The sequence below is a fragment of the Frondihabitans sp. OV104 genome (genome assembly GCF_057787745.1).
In genome coordinates, this window is record NZ_CM173541.1 from 1,457,415 (window position 1) to 1,476,160 (window position 18,746).

The 18,746-nt window shown below is 71.1% G+C and carries 19 protein-coding genes and 1 tRNA gene; 12 read left to right on the forward strand and 8 right to left on the reverse strand.

What is annotated here, in order from left to right:
- Positions 1–29: 29 nt before the first annotated feature.
- The 3 genes from AC3CBB_RS06825 to AC3CBB_RS06835 form a co-directional block, all read right to left on the reverse strand.
- A complete protein-coding gene (locus AC3CBB_RS06825) occupies positions 30–767 on the reverse strand; it encodes a gamma-glutamyl-gamma-aminobutyrate hydrolase family protein (RefSeq protein ID WP_488626446.1) in 738 nt (245 codons plus the stop codon).
- Positions 768–838: 71 nt separating this feature from the next.
- On the reverse strand, positions 839–1,495 hold the full coding sequence (locus AC3CBB_RS06830; RefSeq protein ID WP_488626447.1) for a pyridoxine/pyridoxamine 5'-phosphate oxidase: 657 nt from the start codon (positions 1,493–1,495) through the stop codon (positions 839–841).
- A gap of 141 nt (positions 1,496–1,636) precedes the next feature.
- A tRNA-Arg gene (locus AC3CBB_RS06835) sits at positions 1,637–1,708 on the reverse strand.
- 75 nt (positions 1,709–1,783) lie between these two features.
- Here AC3CBB_RS06835 and AC3CBB_RS06840 point away from each other — a divergent pair.
- Complete coding sequence (locus AC3CBB_RS06840; RefSeq protein WP_148061127.1) at positions 1,784–2,104, forward strand: hypothetical protein; 321 nt, start codon at positions 1,784–1,786, stop codon at positions 2,102–2,104.
- 9 nt (positions 2,105–2,113) lie between these two features.
- Here AC3CBB_RS06840 and AC3CBB_RS06845 read toward each other — a convergent pair whose 3' ends face one another.
- Positions 2,114–2,671, reverse strand: a complete 558-nt coding sequence (locus tag AC3CBB_RS06845) for a DUF1990 family protein (RefSeq protein ID WP_488626448.1) — start codon at positions 2,669–2,671, stop codon at positions 2,114–2,116.
- A 23-nt stretch (positions 2,672–2,694) separates the two neighbouring features.
- Positions 2,695–4,422 (reverse strand): glucose-6-phosphate isomerase, encoded by a 1,728-nt coding sequence (gene pgi, locus AC3CBB_RS06850; RefSeq protein WP_488626449.1) that lies wholly within the window; start codon positions 4,420–4,422, stop codon positions 2,695–2,697.
- A gap of 220 nt (positions 4,423–4,642) precedes the next feature.
- Here pgi and AC3CBB_RS06855 point away from each other — a divergent pair, with 220 nt between their 5' ends.
- Together AC3CBB_RS06855 and AC3CBB_RS06860 are read left to right on the forward strand one after the other, a co-directional pair.
- Positions 4,643–5,044, forward strand: a complete 402-nt coding sequence (locus AC3CBB_RS06855) for a hypothetical protein (protein WP_488626450.1) — start codon at positions 4,643–4,645, stop codon at positions 5,042–5,044.
- Positions 5,045–5,168: 124 nt separating this feature from the next.
- The gene (locus AC3CBB_RS06860; protein WP_488626451.1) at positions 5,169–7,574 is read left to right on the forward strand and encodes a patatin-like protein; all 2,406 of its coding nucleotides are present in this window, start codon (positions 5,169–5,171) and stop codon (positions 7,572–7,574) included.
- A gap of 42 nt (positions 7,575–7,616) precedes the next feature.
- On the opposite strand, the gene AC3CBB_RS06865 is transcribed toward AC3CBB_RS06860, so the two are convergent.
- On the reverse strand, positions 7,617–7,832 hold the full coding sequence (locus AC3CBB_RS06865; protein ID WP_148061128.1) for a hypothetical protein: 216 nt from the start codon (positions 7,830–7,832) through the stop codon (positions 7,617–7,619).
- A 163-nt stretch (positions 7,833–7,995) separates the two neighbouring features.
- A complete protein-coding gene (locus AC3CBB_RS06870; protein ID WP_123505177.1) occupies positions 7,996–8,862 on the reverse strand; it encodes an EamA family transporter in 867 nt (288 codons plus the stop codon).
- Between the two features lie 108 nt (positions 8,863–8,970).
- Between AC3CBB_RS06870 and AC3CBB_RS06875 the strand changes: the two genes are divergently transcribed.
- The 4 genes from AC3CBB_RS06875 to AC3CBB_RS06890 all read left to right on the forward strand — a co-directional run bounded on the left by AC3CBB_RS06875 (position 8,971) and on the right by AC3CBB_RS06890 (position 13,627).
- Positions 8,971–10,983 carry a TPM domain-containing protein gene (locus AC3CBB_RS06875; RefSeq protein ID WP_488626452.1) on the forward strand — a complete coding sequence of 671 codons (2,013 nt, stop codon included), beginning with the start codon at positions 8,971–8,973 and terminating at the stop codon, positions 10,981–10,983.
- A gap of 48 nt (positions 10,984–11,031) precedes the next feature.
- Positions 11,032–11,790 (forward strand): PspA/IM30 family protein, encoded by a 759-nt coding sequence (locus AC3CBB_RS06880; protein ID WP_488626453.1) that lies wholly within the window; start codon positions 11,032–11,034, stop codon positions 11,788–11,790.
- Positions 11,791–11,833: 43 nt separating this feature from the next.
- Positions 11,834–12,661 (forward strand): arginase family protein, encoded by an 828-nt coding sequence (locus AC3CBB_RS06885; protein WP_370454045.1) that lies wholly within the window; start codon positions 11,834–11,836, stop codon positions 12,659–12,661.
- 111 nt (positions 12,662–12,772) lie between these two features.
- A complete protein-coding gene (locus AC3CBB_RS06890; RefSeq protein ID WP_123504853.1) occupies positions 12,773–13,627 on the forward strand; it encodes a crotonase/enoyl-CoA hydratase family protein in 855 nt (284 codons plus the stop codon).
- Between the two features lie 57 nt (positions 13,628–13,684).
- Here the strand turns inward: AC3CBB_RS06890 and AC3CBB_RS06895 are convergent, their stop codons facing one another.
- Positions 13,685–13,858, reverse strand: a complete 174-nt coding sequence (locus tag AC3CBB_RS06895; protein ID WP_123504854.1) for a CsbD family protein — start codon at positions 13,856–13,858, stop codon at positions 13,685–13,687.
- A gap of 127 nt (positions 13,859–13,985) precedes the next feature.
- Here AC3CBB_RS06895 and AC3CBB_RS06900 point away from each other — a divergent pair, with 127 nt between their 5' ends.
- The 5 genes from AC3CBB_RS06900 to AC3CBB_RS06920 all read left to right on the forward strand — a co-directional run bounded on the left by AC3CBB_RS06900 (position 13,986) and on the right by AC3CBB_RS06920 (position 18,732).
- The gene (locus tag AC3CBB_RS06900; RefSeq protein WP_488626454.1) at positions 13,986–15,392 is read left to right on the forward strand and encodes a dihydrolipoyl dehydrogenase family protein; all 1,407 of its coding nucleotides are present in this window, start codon (positions 13,986–13,988) and stop codon (positions 15,390–15,392) included.
- Positions 15,389–15,745 (forward strand): Fe-S oxidoreductase, encoded by a 357-nt coding sequence (locus tag AC3CBB_RS06905; RefSeq protein ID WP_488626455.1) that lies wholly within the window; start codon positions 15,389–15,391, stop codon positions 15,743–15,745. Before AC3CBB_RS06900 ends, AC3CBB_RS06905 begins: the two co-directional genes overlap by 4 nt.
- Positions 15,742–16,569, forward strand: coding sequence for an SDR family NAD(P)-dependent oxidoreductase (locus AC3CBB_RS06910; RefSeq protein WP_488626456.1), 828 nt, complete (start codon positions 15,742–15,744; stop codon positions 16,567–16,569). The genes AC3CBB_RS06905 and AC3CBB_RS06910 overlap by 4 nt, the downstream gene beginning before the upstream one ends.
- A 208-nt stretch (positions 16,570–16,777) precedes the next feature.
- On the forward strand, positions 16,778–17,695 hold the full coding sequence (locus AC3CBB_RS06915) for a siderophore-interacting protein (RefSeq protein ID WP_123504858.1): 918 nt from the start codon (positions 16,778–16,780) through the stop codon (positions 17,693–17,695).
- 14 nt (positions 17,696–17,709) lie between these two features.
- The gene (locus tag AC3CBB_RS06920) at positions 17,710–18,732 is read left to right on the forward strand and encodes an iron-siderophore ABC transporter substrate-binding protein (RefSeq protein ID WP_488626457.1); all 1,023 of its coding nucleotides are present in this window, start codon (positions 17,710–17,712) and stop codon (positions 18,730–18,732) included.
- The last annotated feature ends 14 nt before the right edge of the window (positions 18,733–18,746 follow it).

Below are 18,746 nucleotides of genomic sequence, written 5' to 3' on the forward strand. Positions count from 1 at the left end.
TGCGCCCCTCGCCACGGACTCCCGCGGGCTCAGGCGGCGAGGGCGACCTGCCCGGCCAGCCCGTCGAGCAGCGACAGCAGCTGCGCCGGCTCGGCCTTCCGGTCTTCGGGGTGCCACTGCACTCCGGTGATCGGGGCGACGTTGTGCTCCACGGCCTCGATGACGCCGTCTTGGGCCCGCGCCACGACCCGCAGGCCGCTCGCGACCTGGCCGATCGCCTGGTGGTGGGCGCTCTGCACGGACGCGTGGCCGCCCAGGATCGCGGCCAGACGGCTGCCCTCGCTGAGGTCGACGGCGTGCCGCTGCATGAGGGCATCGATCGATGCTCCGGCGTTGAGGTGCACCGTGTCGCCCTCGAGGTGCTGGATCAGCCCTCCGCCGAGCGCGACGTTGATCAGCTGGTGGCCGCGGCAGACGCCGAGCAGCGGGGTTCCCCGGTCGAGCGCACGGTGGAGCACGGCGATCTGCGCCGCGTCGGCCTCCTCGTAGTGCCGGCCCTCTCGGGTGTAGCCGGACTCGCCGCCGTACCACTCGGGCGCCAGGTCTTCGCCGCCCATCAGGACGACGGCGTCGGCGGCGTCCGTCAGTTGAAGCAGCGCGGCCTCGCCCAGATCGGCGGCGCCGTAGCGGCTCGCCTCCCAGCCGGTGGCCTCGGCCATGCCCTGCACGCGGCCGTTCAACGTGTCGACGTAGGCGTGGTACTCAGCGGCGTGCGGGCGGAAACGGGTCACCTCGATCACGGCGAGGCTGCGGCGGGTGCGGGACATGCCCCCACTGTGCCTCGCCGCGCGCGCCCCTGTCGCGAAGGTGTCGCCCTGTTACGCCCGCCCGGGCCTCGTTACGGCCAGAGGACCGATTTCGCCCAGGAACGCGGGTCGGTCCGGTCGTACCGCAGCCGCACCTGGTCGCGCCCGGTGGTGGCTTGCCAGAACTCGACCTGCATCGGGGCGACCCGGAAGGCGGTCCAGTCATCCGGCGCGAACTGGTCGTCGTCGGCGATCCGCGTCTTCGCCGCGTCGAGTGCGGCGTCGGCCGCGGCCGGGTCGTCGACGGGGCTGCTCTGCGGCATCGCGATCGCCACGGCCCGCGAGTCAGGGTGCCGCGCCGTGAAGTCGGCGGTCGAGACGTCGCGGGGCCCGGGGCTCGCCTCGCCGCAGATGCGGATCTGGCGCCCCTGCTCGCGCCAGAAGAGGGTCAGCGCGACCCGCGGGTTCTCGCGGAGCTGCCGGCCCTTGGGACTGAGCGAGGAGGTCGCGAACCAGAAGGCGTCGTCGACGTCTTTGAGGAGGAGCGTGCGGGCGGTCACCGCGCCGGCTCGGTCGGATGTCGACAGGGTCATGGCGTGGGGCTGGCCCACTCCGCCGTCGATCGCGGCGGTCAGCCACTCGACGAAGAGGGTCATCGGCTCGTCGGGAGCGGCGTCGGTGTCGAAGTCGGGGAGGTCGGGGTGGAAGACTTTGGCGCTGCGCAGCAGCTGTCGGATCTCGGAGGTCACTCCCCCACCTTGCACCGGTCCCCCGCATCGCGCCCGTCGCCGTGCGCCCCGCGCGAGGCGGAACGACTCGCGGGCACAGACACGCACCAGGTGGGCCGGGGGGAGTCCGCGAAGCCGACGAACACGCAGAGCCCTAGTCGGTGCCCCCAGTAGGATTCGAACCTACGCCCCTGCCTCCGGAGGGCAGTGCTCTATCCCCTGAGCTATGGGGGCCAGGAGCGGTATCCACGTTAGCAGTCCGGCGGGGCCGCCATGGACACCCCGCTCGCCTCGTGTCACACTCTCGGCATGGAGACCATCGACGGCGTGAAGCCCATGCGCCCGGTGCGCGTCGAGGACGTCCCCGTCGAGAAGGGCCGGACGCTTCGGGAGTTCGTCCAGCAGGCCGTGCCCGGTGCCACGTTCGTCGTCGTGTACCAGTCGCTCGCCGATTCGCTCGGCTTCCTGTGGTCGACGGCCATCGCGCTGGCATCCGCGATCGTCGTCGCCGTCCTCTTCCGCTTCGCCCGCCGCCGGTTCGACCGCTGGCGCGCGGCCCGCACCGCAGCCGACGTCACCGTCCAGGCGAGCGCTGCGAACCCGGCCTACACCGACCGCCCCGCCGACTAGTCCCTCCCGCTAGGGCGTCGACAGAGCGCGCAGGTACCGCCGCCGAGCCACCACCTGCGCCACCCGCAGCACGGGGAACAGCGCCCGCCACGGCTGCGTCCCCGAGGGCCGCGTCAGCGACCGGATCGTCAGCCGCACGACGGCGCCGGTCCGGTGCACGACGAACGCCTCCTCGCCGTCGACCGGGTGCCCGGGGAGCGTCCGGTAGCTGAAGCCGACCCGGTCGCCGGTCTGCACGACATCGACCACCTCCACCGGCTCGACCACGGTCACGCCCAGCACGCGCGCCGTCACCGTCATCCGTCGACCCGGCACCACGGCGGAGTCGTCGTCGACCCGAAAGCCGCTCCGGGTCTTCACCACCCAGCGCAGCACCTCGTCGGCCGCTTGCTCGAACGCGGCATCGCCCGATCCGATCACGGCCGAGATCTCCGAGCGCAGGAACTCCGCACCCGTCGGCGGCCACACCCCCGCCGCGGGAGCCGTCCCGCCACGGCGAAACCCTCCCGTCCGGCCCGAACCGTCGTCCGAGGACGAGGGTTCGGGCCGGAAGGGAGGGTTCGACACGACGGTGCTATTCGACGACGCTGCTAGTCGCGCAGCTCGAGGTACTTCTGGATGAGCGACTTGGTCGACGCGTCCTGCGCGTCGAGCGCCTCGGCGTCGCCGCCGACGGCTGGCGTCACCTGGAGGGCGAGCTGCTTGCCGAGCTCCACGCCCCACTGGTCGAACGAGTCGATGCCCCAGATGGTGCCCTCGACGAACACGATGTGCTCGTACAGGGCGATCAGCTGGCCGACGACGCTCGGCGTGAGGGCCGGGGCGAGGATCGACGTGGTCGGGCGGTTGCCGCTGAAGACGCGGGCCGGGACGACCGACTCCTTCGTGCCCTCGGCGCGGACCTCGTCGGCGGTCTTGCCGAACGCGAGCGCCTTGGTCTGGGCGAAGTAGTTCGCCATGAAGAGGGTGTGCACGTCGGTGCCGGGGGCGACGCCGGCTCCGTCTCCGGTGGCGTCCTTCAGCGGGTGGCCCGGGTTGGCGACGGCGATGAAGTCGGCGGGGATGATGCGCGTGCCCTGGTGGATCAGCTGGTAGAACGCGTGCTGGCCGTTGGTGCCGGGCTCGCCCCAGAAGACCTCGCCGGTGTCGACGGTGACGGGCGTGCCGTCCCAGCGGACGCTCTTGCCGTTCGACTCCATGGTGAGCTGCTGGAGGTAGGCGGCGAAGCGGTGGAGGTACTGCGCGTAGGGCAGCACGGCGTGGCTCTGCGCGCCGAGGAAGTTCGAGTACCAGACGTTCAGCAGGCCCATCAGCACGGGCACGTTCTGCTCGAGCGGGGTGGTGCGCATGTGCTCGTCGACGGCGTGGAAGCCGGCAAGGAACTCGCGCCAGTTGTCGGGGCCGATCGCGATGACGACCGAGGTGCCGATGGCGGAGTCGACGGAGTAGCGGCCGCCCACCCAGTCCCAGAAGCCGAAGGCGTTCTCGGGGTCGATGCCGAAGGCGGCGACCTTGTCGAGGGCGGTCGACACGGCGACGAAGTGCTTGGCCACGGCGCCGGTGCGGGCCTCGTCGGAGGCGTCGATGGCTCCGGCGGCGGTCAGCGAGTCCCAGAGCCACTCGCGGGCGAGGCGGGCGTTGGTCAGGGTCTCGAGCGTGCCGAAGGTCTTCGAGGCGACGATGAAGAGCGTGGTCTCGGGGTCGAGGCCGGCGGTCTTCTCGTAGACGTCGTTGGGGTCGATGTTCGAGACGAAGCGCGCCTCGATGCCCTCCTGCACGTAGGGCTTGAGAGCCTCGTAGACCATGACGGGGCCGAGGTCCGAGCCGCCGATGCCGATGTTGACCACGGTCTCGATGCGCTTGCCGGTGACGCCGGTCCACTCGCCCGAGCGGACCTTCTCCGCGAATGCGTAGACCTTGTCGAGGGTGGCGTGGACGTCGGCGTCGACGTCCTGGCCGTCGACGGTGAAGCCGGCCGGGGGCACGAGGCCCTCGCCGTTCTTCGGGCGGCGGAGCGCGGTGTGGAGCACGGCGCGGTCTTCGGTGACGTTGATGTGCTCACCCGAGATCATGGCCTGGTAGCGGCCGGCGACGTCGGCGCTCTTCGCGACCTCGAGGAGGGCGGCGACGATCTCGTCGGTCAGCAGGTTCTTCGACAGGTCGACGGTGAGGTCGGCGGCCTGGAACGTGTACTTGTCGGCACGGCCGGGTTCGGCGTCGAACCAACCGCGAAGGTCGGGCGTGAAGCCGTCGGCGATGCCGGCGAGGGTCTGCCAGCCAGTCGTCGAAGTGGGGTCTACGGGAGCGGAATCGGTCAAGGGGTCCTCCAGAACGCCTGAACAGTGCGAGGCCCGCGACTCACGCAGCGTTGCCTGGCGGACCGCATCCAACTCTATTGCCGTCGGCCCGTTCGCGTGTCACCCGTCGCCCGCCGTTCATCCTCTCCCGCCTACCGCGAGAGCTCCCCGCAGTCCTGCCATGGCCCGACAGCGGATACCATCGGCTGACGCGCACGAGGCGCGACGCAAGGGGGACAGCGTGACGGACGTCGACAGCGGCGAGAGACGGTCGAGCTTTCCGTTCTCGAGCCTCATCGCTCTCCTGCTCGGAGTCTGGAGCGCCGTGCTGATCGCGGCCGGGAGCATCGGCCTCGCGAACGACGGCGACGTTCCCGCTCACGCGGGCCTGATCGGCGCGGGGCTCTGCGTGGCGCTCTTCGACTTCCTCTTCGTGCACCTGGACGACGAGAACGCGACCATGCCGGGCGACGGCGTCGTCATGACGGCCCTGGCGACGGGCATGTTCCTCGGCGTCGACTACTTCGTCCTGCGCGTGTGGCACGAGCGCAGCATCGGCGACGCGCTCTCCTCCGTCGCCTTCTTCGTCGTGCTCGGCGCCCTGCGCGCCCTGCTCATCCGCCTCCGCCGCAGAGCCGACTGACCCCGGCCGACCACGAGAGACCCTTGACGGGCGACGATCGACGGTGCTTTCATTCACCCGTCTTCGATAGCGCGCCACCCCTCAGTTCCTCCCTCTCACCGATCGCGACACCGACATGGTCCTGATGACACCGACGTCGGAGCAGGAGCCCGAACCCGAGGGCCAGCCGACTCGGGGCGCAGGAACTCCCGCTCCCGTCGACGAGCTCCGCCTCGCCCTGGTCTGCGACGGCGGCGTCTCCCTCGCCATCTACGAGCACGGCATCGCCCGCGAGCTCGACAACGTCGTCATCGCGTCGCGGGTCTTCGATCTCATCCGGACGAGCGACGACCCCGGTGGCCCGCACGCCGAGCTGGTCGCGAGCCTGACCCCGGTGCAGGCCGCCTACCTCGACGCCCTGCGGCATCCCCGCGACGCCGGCGCCCTGCGCACCGTCGTGGTCGACGTCGTAGCCGGGTCGTCGGCGGGCGGGATCAACGGGGTGTTCCTCGCCAAGGCGCTCAGCGGCAATCACGCCACCGACGCGCTCACGTCGCTGTGGCTCGACAAGGCGAGCATCCTGAGGCTGCTGCTGCCCTCGGGCCCCGCGCGGCGGCGGGGACGCGCCGATGCGCCACGCGCGCCGAAGCCGGCGTGGTCGCCGTTCAACGGCGATGCCATGGGGCGCTGGGTGCTGGAGGCCCTGGAGGCGATGGACGCGACGACAGGGCTGGCGACGCCCGGCGCCGCGGATCCTGCGTCCCTTCTGCGCACCGGGCAGGAGCTCGACCTGTTCGTCACCGCGACGGACCTCCACGGCTACTTCAGACGGGTGCCGTCGCACGACGGCGGCGAGGGCGACGTCGACCGGCAGAACCGCACGGTGTTCCACTTCGCGCCGACGCCGCGCGACTCCGGCTTCGGACCCCGCGCGAACGGCGGGCTCGCGTTCGCCGCCCGTGCGACGTCGTGCTTCCCGGGCGCCTTCGCCCCGGTGAGCGTCGCCCATTTCGAGGAGGCGGTGCGGCGGGTTCCGGCGGCGGTGCCGCTCGTGAGGGCCGACTTCGAGAGGGAGCACCTCGCCCAGTACGGGCTCATCGGCGCCGACGGCGGCACGCGCCTGTTCGTCGACGGCGGCGTGCTCGACAACCGGCCGTTCGACGTCATGATCGGCGCCATCGCGTCGAAGAGCGCGCAGACCCGGGTCGACCGCCGGATCGTGCACATCGACCCGGATCCGGCGACCTGGGAGGAGCCGTCGGCACCATTGCCGACATACGGGTTCGTCTCGGCGCTGCAGACGGCGCTCGGCCTGATGAAGTCGCGGTCGACCCTCGGCGACCTCGCCGACGTCCAGGCCATGAACGCCGAGATCGACCGGGTGGGCGCCCTGACCGCGCAGCTCCACGACACGGCCGATGCGTCCCTGGCGGCGTTCGCCGCTCCGAGCGGCCCCGACTACTGGCGCGCCGCGACCGCGTGGGCGCCGCACGTGTACGACAGCGCCTCGGCCGACGGCTGGAACCGCGACACCTACCAGCGCCTCAAGGTCGACGCCATCGGCGCGATGATGAGCTCGGATCTCGCGACGGCACTCGGCTACCCGGCCGGCACGCAGCACCTGGTCTGCGTCGAGCACCTGCTCAGCACGTGGTCGTCTGGCGCGTTCTCATCCGAGGGCGACGACCCGACGCCGTTCCTGCGCCGGGCCGACCTGCCGTTCCAGGAGCGCCGCCTGCGGTTCCTGATCTCCCGGGTCAACGATCTGTACGCGACCGCGACCGCGACCGCGACCGCCAGCGACGACCGCAGGCACCTCGACGACCTGAAGGGCGCGCTGTGGGCGGCGCAGGTCGACCTGGTCCGCGCTCGCGCCGACGTGGCGGAGCGACTCGTCGCGTCGTCGGCGGCGTTCCTCGCGACACCGTCGCTCACGCCCGACGACGTCGCGATGCCGCGGGCGTTCGCCAGCGCGCACGACGCCGACCTGACGACCCTGATCGCCGACTACTCCGACGCGCTCTGGGAGCACTGGGACGGCCTCGCGCACCTGACAGAGTTCTTCGAGCACCGCGAGCCGAACGCGCTCTTCGAGGGCATCATCCGCGACTTCCTCTGGTTTCCGGTGTGGGACGCCGCCGTCTTCCCGACCATCGCCCTCGCCAAGCTGCCGCAGCTGACGCCGATCGGGCTCAGCCGATTCAGCCCGGTCGACGCCGCCCTCCTGGCGCCGATGCCGGGACGCGCGAAGCTGCAGGGCACGGCGGTGCGGAACTTCGGCGGCTTCCTGTCGCGGGCGCGACGCGAGAACGACTACGTGTGGGGGCGGTTCGACGGAGTGGAGCTGATCCTGCGCCTTCTGGGCTCGTCGACCCTCGACGACGTCGCGCCCGCCCTCAGGGCTCTGGCGCAGGAACTCGCCGCGACACCGACGAACCCCGACTCCTCGCGGCCGCTGCTCCGGACCAGGGCCGCCCGCCGCCTGCTCGCCCACGTGCGGAGTCAGCTCCCGGCCGACGTCGCTCCCCCGCCCCCACGCAAAACGGCCTGACACTCGCGTGCCAGGCCGTGGGCGAAGCCCGGTGGTGATCTTTCAGCTGTAGGTCAGCGCGATCACGGCGACGTCGAGCGAGCCGTAGGCACCCTCGGCGCGTGTCGCACTGCGAACGCGGCCTCGGAGGACCTCGAATCGGCCCTCGTTCTCGCGGATGAATCCGATCACGCCCGCAGTGGGCGTCGAGACCCGGCTGTAGCCGTCTCCCAGGGGCACGATCTCCGCTCGGGACGTGCGCTCCAATACTGCTCCCATTGTCTTCTCCGTCAACATCGTTGTCGCCCCGGGACAATCCGAGGTGGTCTATGTCGAAGAGTACCCCGACACCGGGGTACAAAGCACTGGGTCCGCGCGCAAACACCCCCGTCGTGCCCCGTATTTCCGGGGGACGCTCAGGTGAGCGCTCACGACAACGTGGTCATCCGGCAACGGGGTGGGGTGCCGGCGGCTCTCGACCGCTTCCGAGTGTCACGCCGACGCTCGCCGCTGTCACGAGAGCGAGCGCGACGATCTCCCGGACATCGAGGGCCTGGCCGACGACGAGGAAGCCGGCGAGGGCGGCGACGCCCGGGCCCAGACTCGAGAGCACGCCGAAGACGCGGGTGCTGAGCCGCCGGAGGGCGACCATCTCGAGGGCGTACGGCAGCGCCGAGGTCAGGACCGCCACGACGACGAAGACGAGCACGAGGGACGGCTCGCCGACGATGGCGTCGGCGGCCTGCCCGGCTCCGAAGGGGGCCACGACGACAGCGGCGACCGTCGCCGCCACCGCCAGGCCGTCGATCCCCTCGATGGCCCTGCCGGCCCGCGAGTTCGCGATGATGTACGTCGCCCAGAACGCCGCGGCGCCGAATGCGAGCAGGACTCCCGCGAGAGCGACCTGCCCGGTCGATCCGACGCCGAGCAGCACGACGCCGGCGAAGGCCAGCGCCGCCCAGAGCGCGTCGCGGATTCGCCGCGTCTGCACCAGAGCGAGCACGAGCGGGCCGGTGAACTCGAGCGTCACGGCCACGCCGAGCGGAATGCGGGCGAGCGCGAGGTAGATGAGCGAGTTCATGCCGGCGAGAGCGAGGCCGAGCACGACGGCCGCAAGCCACTGCTGCCGCTTCCACGAGCGCACCTTCGGCCGGACGACGGCCAGCAGGATGACCGCCGCGAACACCAGCCGCAGGGTCGCCGCACCCGTCGGGCCCACGGCATCGAAGTGCGTGCGGGCCCAGGCACTGCCGAACTGGACCGAGAGGATCGCCGCCACGGCGAGGAGCGGGGCGGGGATGCGGAGCACCTGCCAATTAACCCACACCCGCGACACCCCGCGTGGCTAGAATCCGGGGCAAGGGCGGGATCCGGCGGCGACGTCGGCCCGCCGAGCTGTTCGAATCTGGGGAGACACGTGATCGGCAAGGCGCTTCGAGACGACCGGGCGCCTCGCGTCACGACCCGGCTGGCGGTCCTCGCCGCACTGGTCGGCGCGGCCCTCGCCGCGATCGTGCTGCCCGCGTCGGCGGCGCACGCCACCGCTCCGGTCGACTTCCAGGGCGCGTACGTCGTCGACTCCGCTAATGCGCTGAGCGCCTCTGACGAGGCGTCGCTGACCGCGGCGATCAAGAAGACGCAGACCGACACCGGCATCACGGTGCTCGTGGCGTTCGTGCCGACCTTCACGGATCCGAGCGACCGCGCGGCGTGGGGAGCCGAGACCGCGAGCGTCAACTCGCTCGGTCAGGAGGACATCCTCCTTTCGGTCGCGGTTCAGAGCAAGCTGTACGACGTCTCGAAGGACTCCGGCGCCTCCCTGTCGGACTCCCAGCTCGCCTCGATCGAGAAGGACGACCTCGTTCCCCAGCTCCAGGCCGGAGACTGGGCGGCCGCCGCCACGGCCTTCACCAGCGGAATCGACGACGCGAAGGGTCCGGCCGACCTCAGCTGGGTCCCGATCGTCCTCCTGGTCGTCGTCATCGTGGTCGCGTTGATCGTCGTGCTGGTCGTCGTCAGGCGGAGCCGCTCCCGGAGGGTCGCGGCCGCCTCGGCAGCGGAGTCGCAGCAGGGCCTCGACCGCAGGGCCGGCGAGCTGCTCGTCGGCATCGACGACCAGATCACCCAGGCCTCCCAGGAGGTCGGCTTCGCCTCCGCCCAGTTCGGAGACGCCGCCGCGGCTCCGTTCGCCGCGGCCGTCGAGGCGGCCAAGGCGAAGGCGAGGGAGGCGTTCGAGCTGCGCCAGAAGCTCGACGACTCCGTCCCCGACACGCCGCAGCAGAAGCGGGAGTGGACCGAGCGCATCATCGCGCTCTGCGAGGGGGCGCACGCCGACATCGCCGCCCAGTCCGAGGCCTACGACAAGCTCCGGGCGTCCGAGGCAACGGTCGAGAAGGATGCGGCCGCGCTCCGCACCGACACCGCCGCCCTCCGGCAGCGCGCCGCGGACGCCGACACCTCCGTCGCGTCCCTGACCACCACGTACTCCGCGAAGGCGGTCAGCAGCATCGCCGGCAATCCCGACCAGGCCGACCGTCTGCTCGAGTTCGCCGACCAGGCCGCGGCGCAGGCGGACGGCCAGATCAGCGCGGACAAGCGGGGCGAGGCCGTCGGCTCTGTCGCTCAGGGCCGTCAGGCCCTGGCTCAGGTCGAGCAGCTTCTCGGCGCCGTCGACACGGCCGGCGAGTCGCTGCGCACGGCACAGAGCACGATCAGCGCGGCGGTCGCCGACCTGCAGTCCGACCTCCAGACCGCCGGATCGGCTCCGCAGTCAGCCACCGCCGGGACCGACCTGCCGGGAGCCGTCTCGGTCGTCCGCGCGGCTCTCGCATTCGCCGAGGCGACGCCCGACGATCCGCTGACCGTGCTCGATCGCCTGACCACCGCCAACACGAAGATCGACGCCGCGATGACGAAGGTCCGCGACGCCCAGATCTCGCAGAGGCGCGCGCAGCAGGCACTCGACCAGGCCCTCCTCGCGGCGCGCGGGCAGATCAGCCAGGCGCGCGACTTCATCGAGACGCGCCGCGGCGCGATCAGCGCAGGGCCCCGGACCCGCCTGTCGGAGGCCGAGCGCCACCTCGGCGCGGCCGTCAGCCTCGCGACGACCGATCCGCAGACGGCGGTCGCCGAGGCCCAGCAGGCCGCGGCCATGGCCGATGCCGCCCTGCGCGACGCCGACTCCGAGGTGGGCAGCTATCAGCAGCAGGGCATGTTCGGCGGAGGCGGCGGGCTCCTCGGCGGCGGCGCGGGCCGCGGAACAGGCGGAGCGAACCTGGGCGGCATCCTGACGGGCGTCATCATCGGCGGGCTCCTCAACGGAGGCGGCGGGGGCGGCGGCTTCGGCGGAGGGGGCGGCTTCGGCGGGGGCGGCGGCTTCGGCGGAGGGGGCGGCGGCGGCGGCCGCAGTTCCAGCGGTGGACGCTTCTGACCTGAGATTCATCTACAGATAACCGGACACAGACGAAAGGGAACACCGATGGCAAAGCAGTCGATCTTCGGGCGCATCGCGCAGCTCACGAAGGCCAACATCAACAACCTGATCGATCAGGCGGAGGACCCCCAGCTCATGCTCGACCAGCTGGTCCGCGACTACACGAACAACATCGCCGATGCCAAGAGCGCCGTCGCCGAGACGATCGGCAACCTCCGCCTGCTCGAGCAGGACCACAAGGAGGATGTCGACGCCGCGGCCGACTGGGGCACCAAGGCCCTGGCCGCCAGCAAGAAGGCCGACGAGCTCCGCACCGGCGGCCAGGCTGCGGAGGCCGACAAGTTCGACGCGCTCGCCAAGGTCGCGATCGGCCGCCAGATGTCGTCCGAGAAGGAGGCGAAGGACGCCGAGCCGACCATCGCCCAGCAGAATCAGGTCGTCGACAAGCTCAAGTCCGGCCTGACGAACATGGAGCAGAAGCTCACCGAGCTCAGCAGCAAGCGCAACGAGCTCGTCGCCCGCTCCAAGATGGCCGACGCCCAGTCGAAGGTGAACGACGCCATCGGCAGCATTAACGTGATGGACCCCACGAGCGACCTCGGCCGCTTCGAGGACAAGATCCGACGCGAGGAGGCGAAGGTCATGGGCCAGCAGGAGCTCCAGTCGTCGAGCCTCGACGCGCAGTTCGAGAGCCTCGAGAACCTCGACGCGCAGACCGAGGTCGAGGCGCGGCTGGCTCAGCTCAAGCTGGGCGGCGGCGCCGCACCCGTCGAGCACTGGGACTCGAAGCCGCTCGGCTCGTAGAGCCTCTGCCACCGCGGCGCTCGGGCGTGCCAGACTGTCGATCGTGAGGTTCGTCGCAGTTCCGCAGTGGCAGGGGTCGCCCTCGCCGCGTGCCATGAGGCTGTCCGACGGCGCGGGCGCCATCTTCGGCGACCTTCCGTCGAAGGCCAGTGCGATGGTCGAGGTGCCCGTCGGCGCCGGGGACGCCCTCGGCACCACGATCCATCGCCTCTCGGCGGTGGCGTCCGTGGCACATGCTCTCACCGACGAGCTTCAGCGATCGCCCGAGACCGCTTTGGTGGTCGGCGGCGACTGCGGTGTCGAGTTCGCGGCGGTACGCCACGCGCTCCGCGACGACACCTGCGTCGTGTGGTTCGACGCGCACCCCGACCTGCACTCCCCCGACTCGAGCGAGAGCGGGGCGTTCAGCGGCATGGTGGTCGGCGCGCTGCTCGGGCGCGCCGACGCCGAGCTCAGCTCGGGCGGCTTCGAGCCGGCGGCGGTTCCCCTCGCACCAGGACGCGTCGTGCTCGCCGGCACCCGCAGCTACGACGATGCCGAGGACACCTGGGCCGACGAGCAGGGAATCCGCAGCGTCAGCGCCTTCGAGCTCGACCCGGCCGACGTCGTCGACGCCGTCGCCGCGAGCGGCGCCACGTCGGTCTACATCCATATCGATCTCGACGTGCTCGATCCCAGCTCCTTCGGCGGCTTGCTCGACCCGCAGCCGTTCGGGCTGGAGCCGGCGACTCTCGTCGCGACCATCGGAGCCCTGCGCGAGCGCTTCGAGCTCGTGGGGGCCGGCATCTGCTCGTTCGCGCCGGCCACGGCCGAGTCTGCGGCGGACGACCTCGGGACCATCCTGCGGGTCATCGGCGCCCTGGCCCGCTAGGCGCATCTCGTCCTGGCTCGCGTGGCGATCTCGCCCGTCTTCGCCCCGCGGATCCCTGCTCGGGCTGGTTCGGCCCGAGTCCTGCGCGCCGAGCGGCCGTAGCATCGACCCATGAGCCCCGCCCCGCCTCCCGGCGCCCACGCGCCCCGCACCAAGTCCCAGCTCGCCGCGCTCGACGACGACCGTCCCCGCGTGACCGTCGAGGTCGACGGCCACGTCCTGCTGATCGGACTCGACCGCGAGGAGAAACGCAACGCGGCCGACCTCCGGATGCTGCACGAGCTCGCGCTCGCCTACGGTCGCCTCGAGTCCGACCCCGACCTGTGGTGCGGACTCGTGTCTGCGCGGGGCGAGCACTTCACCGCCGGCCTCGACCTCGGCAATGTCGCGGCAGCGATCACCCCCGAGGGCCTCGACGCGGTGCCCGAGGGCGGCATCAACCCGTGGCAGGTCGACGGGGTGCAGCTCACGAAGCCCGTCGTCCTCGCGGTGCAGGGCACCTGCCTCACCCTCGGTGTCGAGCTCGCGCTGGTCAGCGACATCGTGGTCGCCGGCAAGAACGCGAGGTTCGGCCAGATGGAGGTGCGGCGCGGGATCCTGCCCTTCGGCGGAGCCACCACGCGCTTCCCGGCCCGAGTCGGCTGGGGCAACGCCATGCGGTGGATGCTCACCGGAGACCTCTTCGACGCGCGCGAGGCACTGCGGATCGGCCTCGTGCAGGAGGTCGTGCTGAACGATCAGATCTACAACCGCGCCTACGACATCGCCCATCGGATCGCCAGGATGGCCGCGCCGCTGGCCGTCCAGGCCGTGCTCGCGAACGCGCATCTCGCCGAGTCGTCGGGCGAGGCGGCGGCGCACGCGATCCTGCAGTCGGAGCTCGTTCGCCTGCTCGCCACGGAGGACGCCGCCATCGGCATGAAGTCGTTCCAGGCTCGCGGCGACGCGACCTTCATCGGGCGCTGACACGGCGAAGCCCGCCCCAGGACGGGACGGGCTTCGCGGTAGTGCAGTGCGGACGAATCAGGACTTGAATGCGTCCTTGACGTCTTCGCCGGCCTGCTTGACGGATGACTTGGCCTGGTCGGAGTGTCCCTCGGCCTCGAGGTCGGGGTTGTCCGTGGCCTTGCCGACGGCCTCTTTGGCCTTGCCGGCGACGTCCTGGGCTGCGTTCTGGATCTTGTCTCCGAGTGCCATGCGATCCTCCAATTGCTCTGCGGGTGATGACGGTCGTCATCGATGCCGTGGACGTTACCCCGGAGTGTCCCCCTCGCTCTCAGGATTTGGCAGGGCGCCGCAATCACGCGGGCGATACGGTCACTACATGACGACTACCTATGACCTGATCGTGATCGGCGCCGGCGCCGTCGGAGAGAACGTGGCCGACTACGCCACCCGCAGCGGCCTCAAGGTCGCCCTCGTCGAGGCGGAGCTGGTCGGCGGCGAGTGCTCCTACTGGGCCTGCATGCCCTCGAAGGCGCTCCTGATGAGCAGCACCGCGCTCGACGCGGCCAAGGCCGTGGGCGGCGCACGCGAAGCCGTCACCGGCGAGCTCGACGTGCAGGCGGTCCTGAACCGCCGCGACTCGTTCACCAGCAACTGGGACGACTCGTCGCAGGCCGACTGGGTCTCGAGCGCCGGCATCGACCTCATCCGCGGCCACGCGGTCATCACCGGGGTCAAGGAGGTCACCATCGACGGCACCGTCTACACGGCGACCCACGCTGTCGCGGCCGTCACCGGCTCCGCTGCGCTCCTCCCCGACATCCCCGGGCTGCTCGACGCGAAGCCGTGGACCAGCCGCGAGGCCACGAGCGTCAAGGTCGTCCCCTCGAGCATCCTCATCGTCGGCGGCGGCGTCGTCGCGGCCGAGATGGCGACGGCCTACCAGCAGCTCGGCGCCAAGGTCACGCTCGTCGCCCGCAGCGGCCTGCTCGGCGGGCAGGAGCCCTTCGCCGGCGAGCTCGTCGGCGAGTCGCTCGGCGAGCTCGGCGTCGACCTCCGCCTCGGCCAGTCGCCGACCTCCGTGCTCCGCACCGAGCACGGGCTCGTCGAGACGACGCTCGACGACGGCTCCGTGGTCGTCACCGACGAGATCCTCGTCGCAACCGGCCGAGTGCCCCGCACGGGCGACCTCGGCGTGGAGAACGTCGGCCTCACTCCGGGAGAGTGGCTCGAGGTCGACGACACCCTGCTCGTGCACGGCACCGACTGGCTCTACGCCGTCGGCGACGTCAACCACCGCGCCCTCCTGACCCACCAGGGCAAGTACCAGGCGCGCGCCGCCGGCGAGGTCATCGCCGCGAGGGCCCTCGGCAAGCCCGTCCAGGCCGAGCCGTGGGGCGCCCATGTCGCCACCGCCGACCACGCCGCCGTGCCCCAGGTCACCTTCACCAGCCCCGAGGTCGCGAGCATCGGGCTCACCGCCGACGCCGCCGCTAAGCAGGGCATCGACGTCAAGGTCGTCGACTACGACCTCGCCGCGTTGGCCGGGTCGTCGCTGAAGTCCGACACGTACAAGGGCCAGGCGCGCATCGTCGTCGACGAGTCGCGCAAGGTCCTCGTCGGAGCGACGTTCGTCGGCCCCGAGGTGTCCGATCTGCTGCACGCCGCCACCGTCGCCGTCGTCGCCGAAGTGCCGATCGACCGCCTCTGGCACGCTGTTCCCTCGTACCCGACCGTCAGCGAGATCTGGCTCCGCCTGCTCGACGCCTACGGCCGTCCGGAGTGAAGAACCCCCTCCTCGACTCCCCGGTCTCCCGGGCGGGCTGCGCCATCGCCACGGCCATCGGCCTGGCGGTCGGCGTGCCCCTGAGCACCGGCCGTGTGCGCTTCGTCGGCGACCTCATCGTCTGCAGCGGCCTGCCGAAGGGGGTCTTCCGGCGCGGCGGCACCTGCGTCGGCCGCGTCTACCTGACTCGAAGCAACTTCGGGCCGGACGTCCTCGAGCACGAGGCCGTGCACGTGCGCCAGTGGCAGCGCTACGGCCTGCTCATGCCTCTGCTCTACGGCATCGCCGGCCAGGACCCTCTGAACAATCGCTTTGAGATCGAGGCAGGCCTCGAGAAGGGCGGCTACCGATGACCGCACCCCGCACCATCGTCGTGACCGGAGCCTCGAGCGGCATCGGCCGCAAGGCTGCGATCGCCCTCGCCGAAGGCGGTGCCGAGCTCGTCGTGGTCGGCCGCGACCGGCAGCGCACCGAGCAGGTGGCGCGCGACGTGGGCGGCGAGGCGCACGTGTGCGACTTCGACCGGCTCGACGATGTGAGGTCGCTGGCGCAGGAACTCCTGGCGGCCCACCCCCGCATCGACGTGCTCGCCAACAACGCGGGCGGCCTCGTGACCCAGCGCTCGACGACGGCGGACGGCTTCGAGCGGACACTCCAGTCGAACCACCTCGCGCCGTTCCTGCTCACCCGTCTGCTTCTCGACCGGATCGTCGAATCAGGCGGGCGCGTCGTGTCGACCTCGAGCACGGCGAACTTCTTCGGCCGGGTGCGGCTCGACGACCTGAACTGGGCCAAGCGCCCCTGGCTCGGCGGCTGGGGTGCGTACGGCACCAGCAAGCTGCTCACGAACATGTTCATCTCGCAGCTGGCGCGCCGCTCCCCCGTCAAGGCGTTCGCGTTCCACCCCGGGTTCGTGTCGACGGGGTTCGGTCGCGATTCGCGGTCGATGCGCATGGTCAACCTCCTGACGAACGGCAACTACGGCATCTCGGCCGACGCCGGAGCCGTGCCGCTGATCCAGCTGGCCGGACCCACCACGATCGGCGTCGCGAGCGGCACCTACTTCGATCAGCTCAAGCCCGGGGGCCTTCAGTCGCCGCAGGCGCGCAACGTCGAGCTCGCCGAGGTCGTCTGGAACAAGTCGTCCGAGCTGGTGGGGCTTCCGGCGGCCGTCTGACCTGAGCTTGGCGCCGCTGGAACGGCTCACCCCCTCCGCTCCGGTACGGCGCCCTGCCGAATCGGCACGCGCCCGCCTGCGCGACGGCGGGGGCGAGCCGCTTCGGCGGGGCGAGAGACGACGCGGCCGAGCGCGACACCCTCCGAAGAGCCTCCACATCGAGAGACCCGGGTCGAGTCGGTTAGGTAAGGCATGCCATAGTTAGGGTGTGCTAACTTCCACCCCGACCCGTCCGGCGCACCGCGCCTTCCGAGTCTCGGTCAAGCGAGTCCAGCGACTCAGCCCGAGCTTCGTCCGCATCACCTTCCACGGAGACGACCTCGTCGACTTCGGCGACGAGGGCCTGGATCAACGCATCAAGATCGTCCTGCCCACCGAGGCGACCGGGTACGACTCGTTCCCGACGAGCGACGACTGGTACGGCGAATGGCGCCAGCTGCCCGACCACGAGCGCAACTCGTTCCGCACCTACACGGCCCGCCGTATCCGCCGGGCCGAGCGCGAGGTCGACGTCGACTTCGTCTCGCACGGCGACACCGGGCCCGCCTCGGCCTGGGCGAACCACGCCGGGGTCGGCGACGACATGATGCTGATCGGGCCCGACGGCACGAGCGGGTGGACGGGCAGCGGCATCGAGTGGAAGCCGGCGGGCGCCGCGACGACGCTGCTGGCCGGAGACGAGACGGCAGTTCCTGCGATCTCGGCGATTCTCGAGCAGCTGCCGGACGACGCCCGGGGCTGCGCGTTCCTGGAGGTCCCGACGGCGGCCGACATCCTCGACCTGACGAAGCCGGCGGGTGTCGACGTGCACTGGCTGGCTCGCGACGAGGCGTCGTACGGAGCTCCCCTCATCGACGCCGTCCGCGACTGGACGAGCCGGTACCTGACGGCGACGCACCACGGCAAGCCGATCGACTCCGCCACATTGGCCGACGTCGACGTCGACCACGACATCCTGTGGGAGGTGCCCCAGGGCCGCGACCTGACCGGGGAGTTCTACGCCTGGCTGGCCGGCGAGGCGCAGGCGATCAAGACGCTGCGGCGATTCCTGGTCTCCGAGGTCGGCATCGACCGCTCGCAGGTGGCCTTCATGGGCTACTGGCGCGTCGGAAAGGCGGAGATGTGAGGACGAGCACGGATGTGAGGACGAGCACGGATGTGAAGAAGGGCGCGCTCGTCGCAGGCATCGCGCTGCTGGCCGCCGCCCTGACGGGCTGCGCCCCCGACGACACCACAGAGGGCGCAGGAACTGCCGGCGGCAGCTTCCCCGTCACCATCGAGTCGTCGTTGGGCGACGCCGTCATCCCGGAGAAGCCGAAGCGTGTCGTCACGCTCGGCCAGGGTTCCGCCGACACCGTCTTCGCCCTCGGAACGACACCCGTCGGCGTCGAGATCGACACCTGGGGAGGCGACTCCGACGGCTACCAGCCCTGGTTCCGCACCGCCGTCGAGAAAGCCGGCGACGACCTGCCCGAGCTGATCACGTCGACGCCCGAGATCGACGTCGAGTCGATCGTCGAGCTCGACCCCGACGTGATCCTCGCACCGCAGTCGGGCCTGTCGCAGAAGCAGTTCGACACCCTGAGCGCCCTCGCGCCGACCGTGGCGTACCCGGGCGACGCCTGGAGCACCGCGTGGGACGACCAGATCGAGATCATCGGCCAGGCGCTCGGCCAGAGCGACGACGCCGACGACCTCGTCGACGACATCGACGCACGGCTGGCGGCGGTCGCGACCGAGAATCCCGAGTTCGCCGATCACAGCTTCGCGTACCTCTACACGGGCGAGGTCGGAGCGCTCGGCGTCTTCCAGGAGAACGAGCCGCGCGCGGCGATCCTGTCGAAGATGGGCCTGCGAATCGATCCCGTCGTCGCCGAGCAGCCGGTCACCGAGGGCACGGCCTCGTCCGTGCTGGGCCTCGAGAAGGCCGACCTGTTCGACGACACCGACCTCATCTTCACGTTCTACAGCGACGCGGCGTCGAAGAAGCAGATCGAGGCGCAGCCGCTGTACGGGGCGATCCCGGCCGTCGAGCGCGGCTCGCTGGTCTCGACGAGCGACCAGTCGTTCGTGACGGCGTCGAGCCTGATCACCCCGCTGACCGTTCCGTACGTCGTCGACGACTACGTCGGCATGATCCACCGCGCCATCGACGCGCTCTGATTCCCGACCTGCTC

Excerpts from the sequence above, each read along its gene's own strand:
- AC3CBB_RS06865 (WP_148061128.1), bottom strand. The coding sequence starts at position 7,832 with ATGGGAGCAGTATTGGAGCGCACGTCCCGAGCGGAGATCGTGCCCCTG.
- AC3CBB_RS06825 (WP_488626446.1), bottom strand. The coding sequence starts at position 767 with ATGTCCCGCACCCGCCGCAGCCTCGCCGTGATCGAGGTGACCCGTTTC.
- AC3CBB_RS06910 (WP_488626456.1), top strand. The coding sequence starts at position 15,742 with ATGACCGCACCCCGCACCATCGTCGTGACCGGAGCCTCGAGCGGCATC.
- AC3CBB_RS06880 (WP_488626453.1), top strand. The coding sequence starts at position 11,032 with ATGGCAAAGCAGTCGATCTTCGGGCGCATCGCGCAGCTCACGAAGGCC.
- AC3CBB_RS06895 (WP_123504854.1), bottom strand. The coding sequence starts at position 13,858 with ATGGCACTCGGAGACAAGATCCAGAACGCAGCCCAGGACGTCGCCGGC.
- AC3CBB_RS06860 (WP_488626451.1), top strand. The coding sequence starts at position 5,169 with ATGACACCGACGTCGGAGCAGGAGCCCGAACCCGAGGGCCAGCCGACT.
- AC3CBB_RS06890 (WP_123504853.1), top strand. The coding sequence starts at position 12,773 with ATGAGCCCCGCCCCGCCTCCCGGCGCCCACGCGCCCCGCACCAAGTCC.
- AC3CBB_RS06900 (WP_488626454.1), top strand. The coding sequence starts at position 13,986 with ATGACGACTACCTATGACCTGATCGTGATCGGCGCCGGCGCCGTCGGA.
- AC3CBB_RS06840 (WP_148061127.1), top strand. The coding sequence starts at position 1,784 with ATGGAGACCATCGACGGCGTGAAGCCCATGCGCCCGGTGCGCGTCGAG.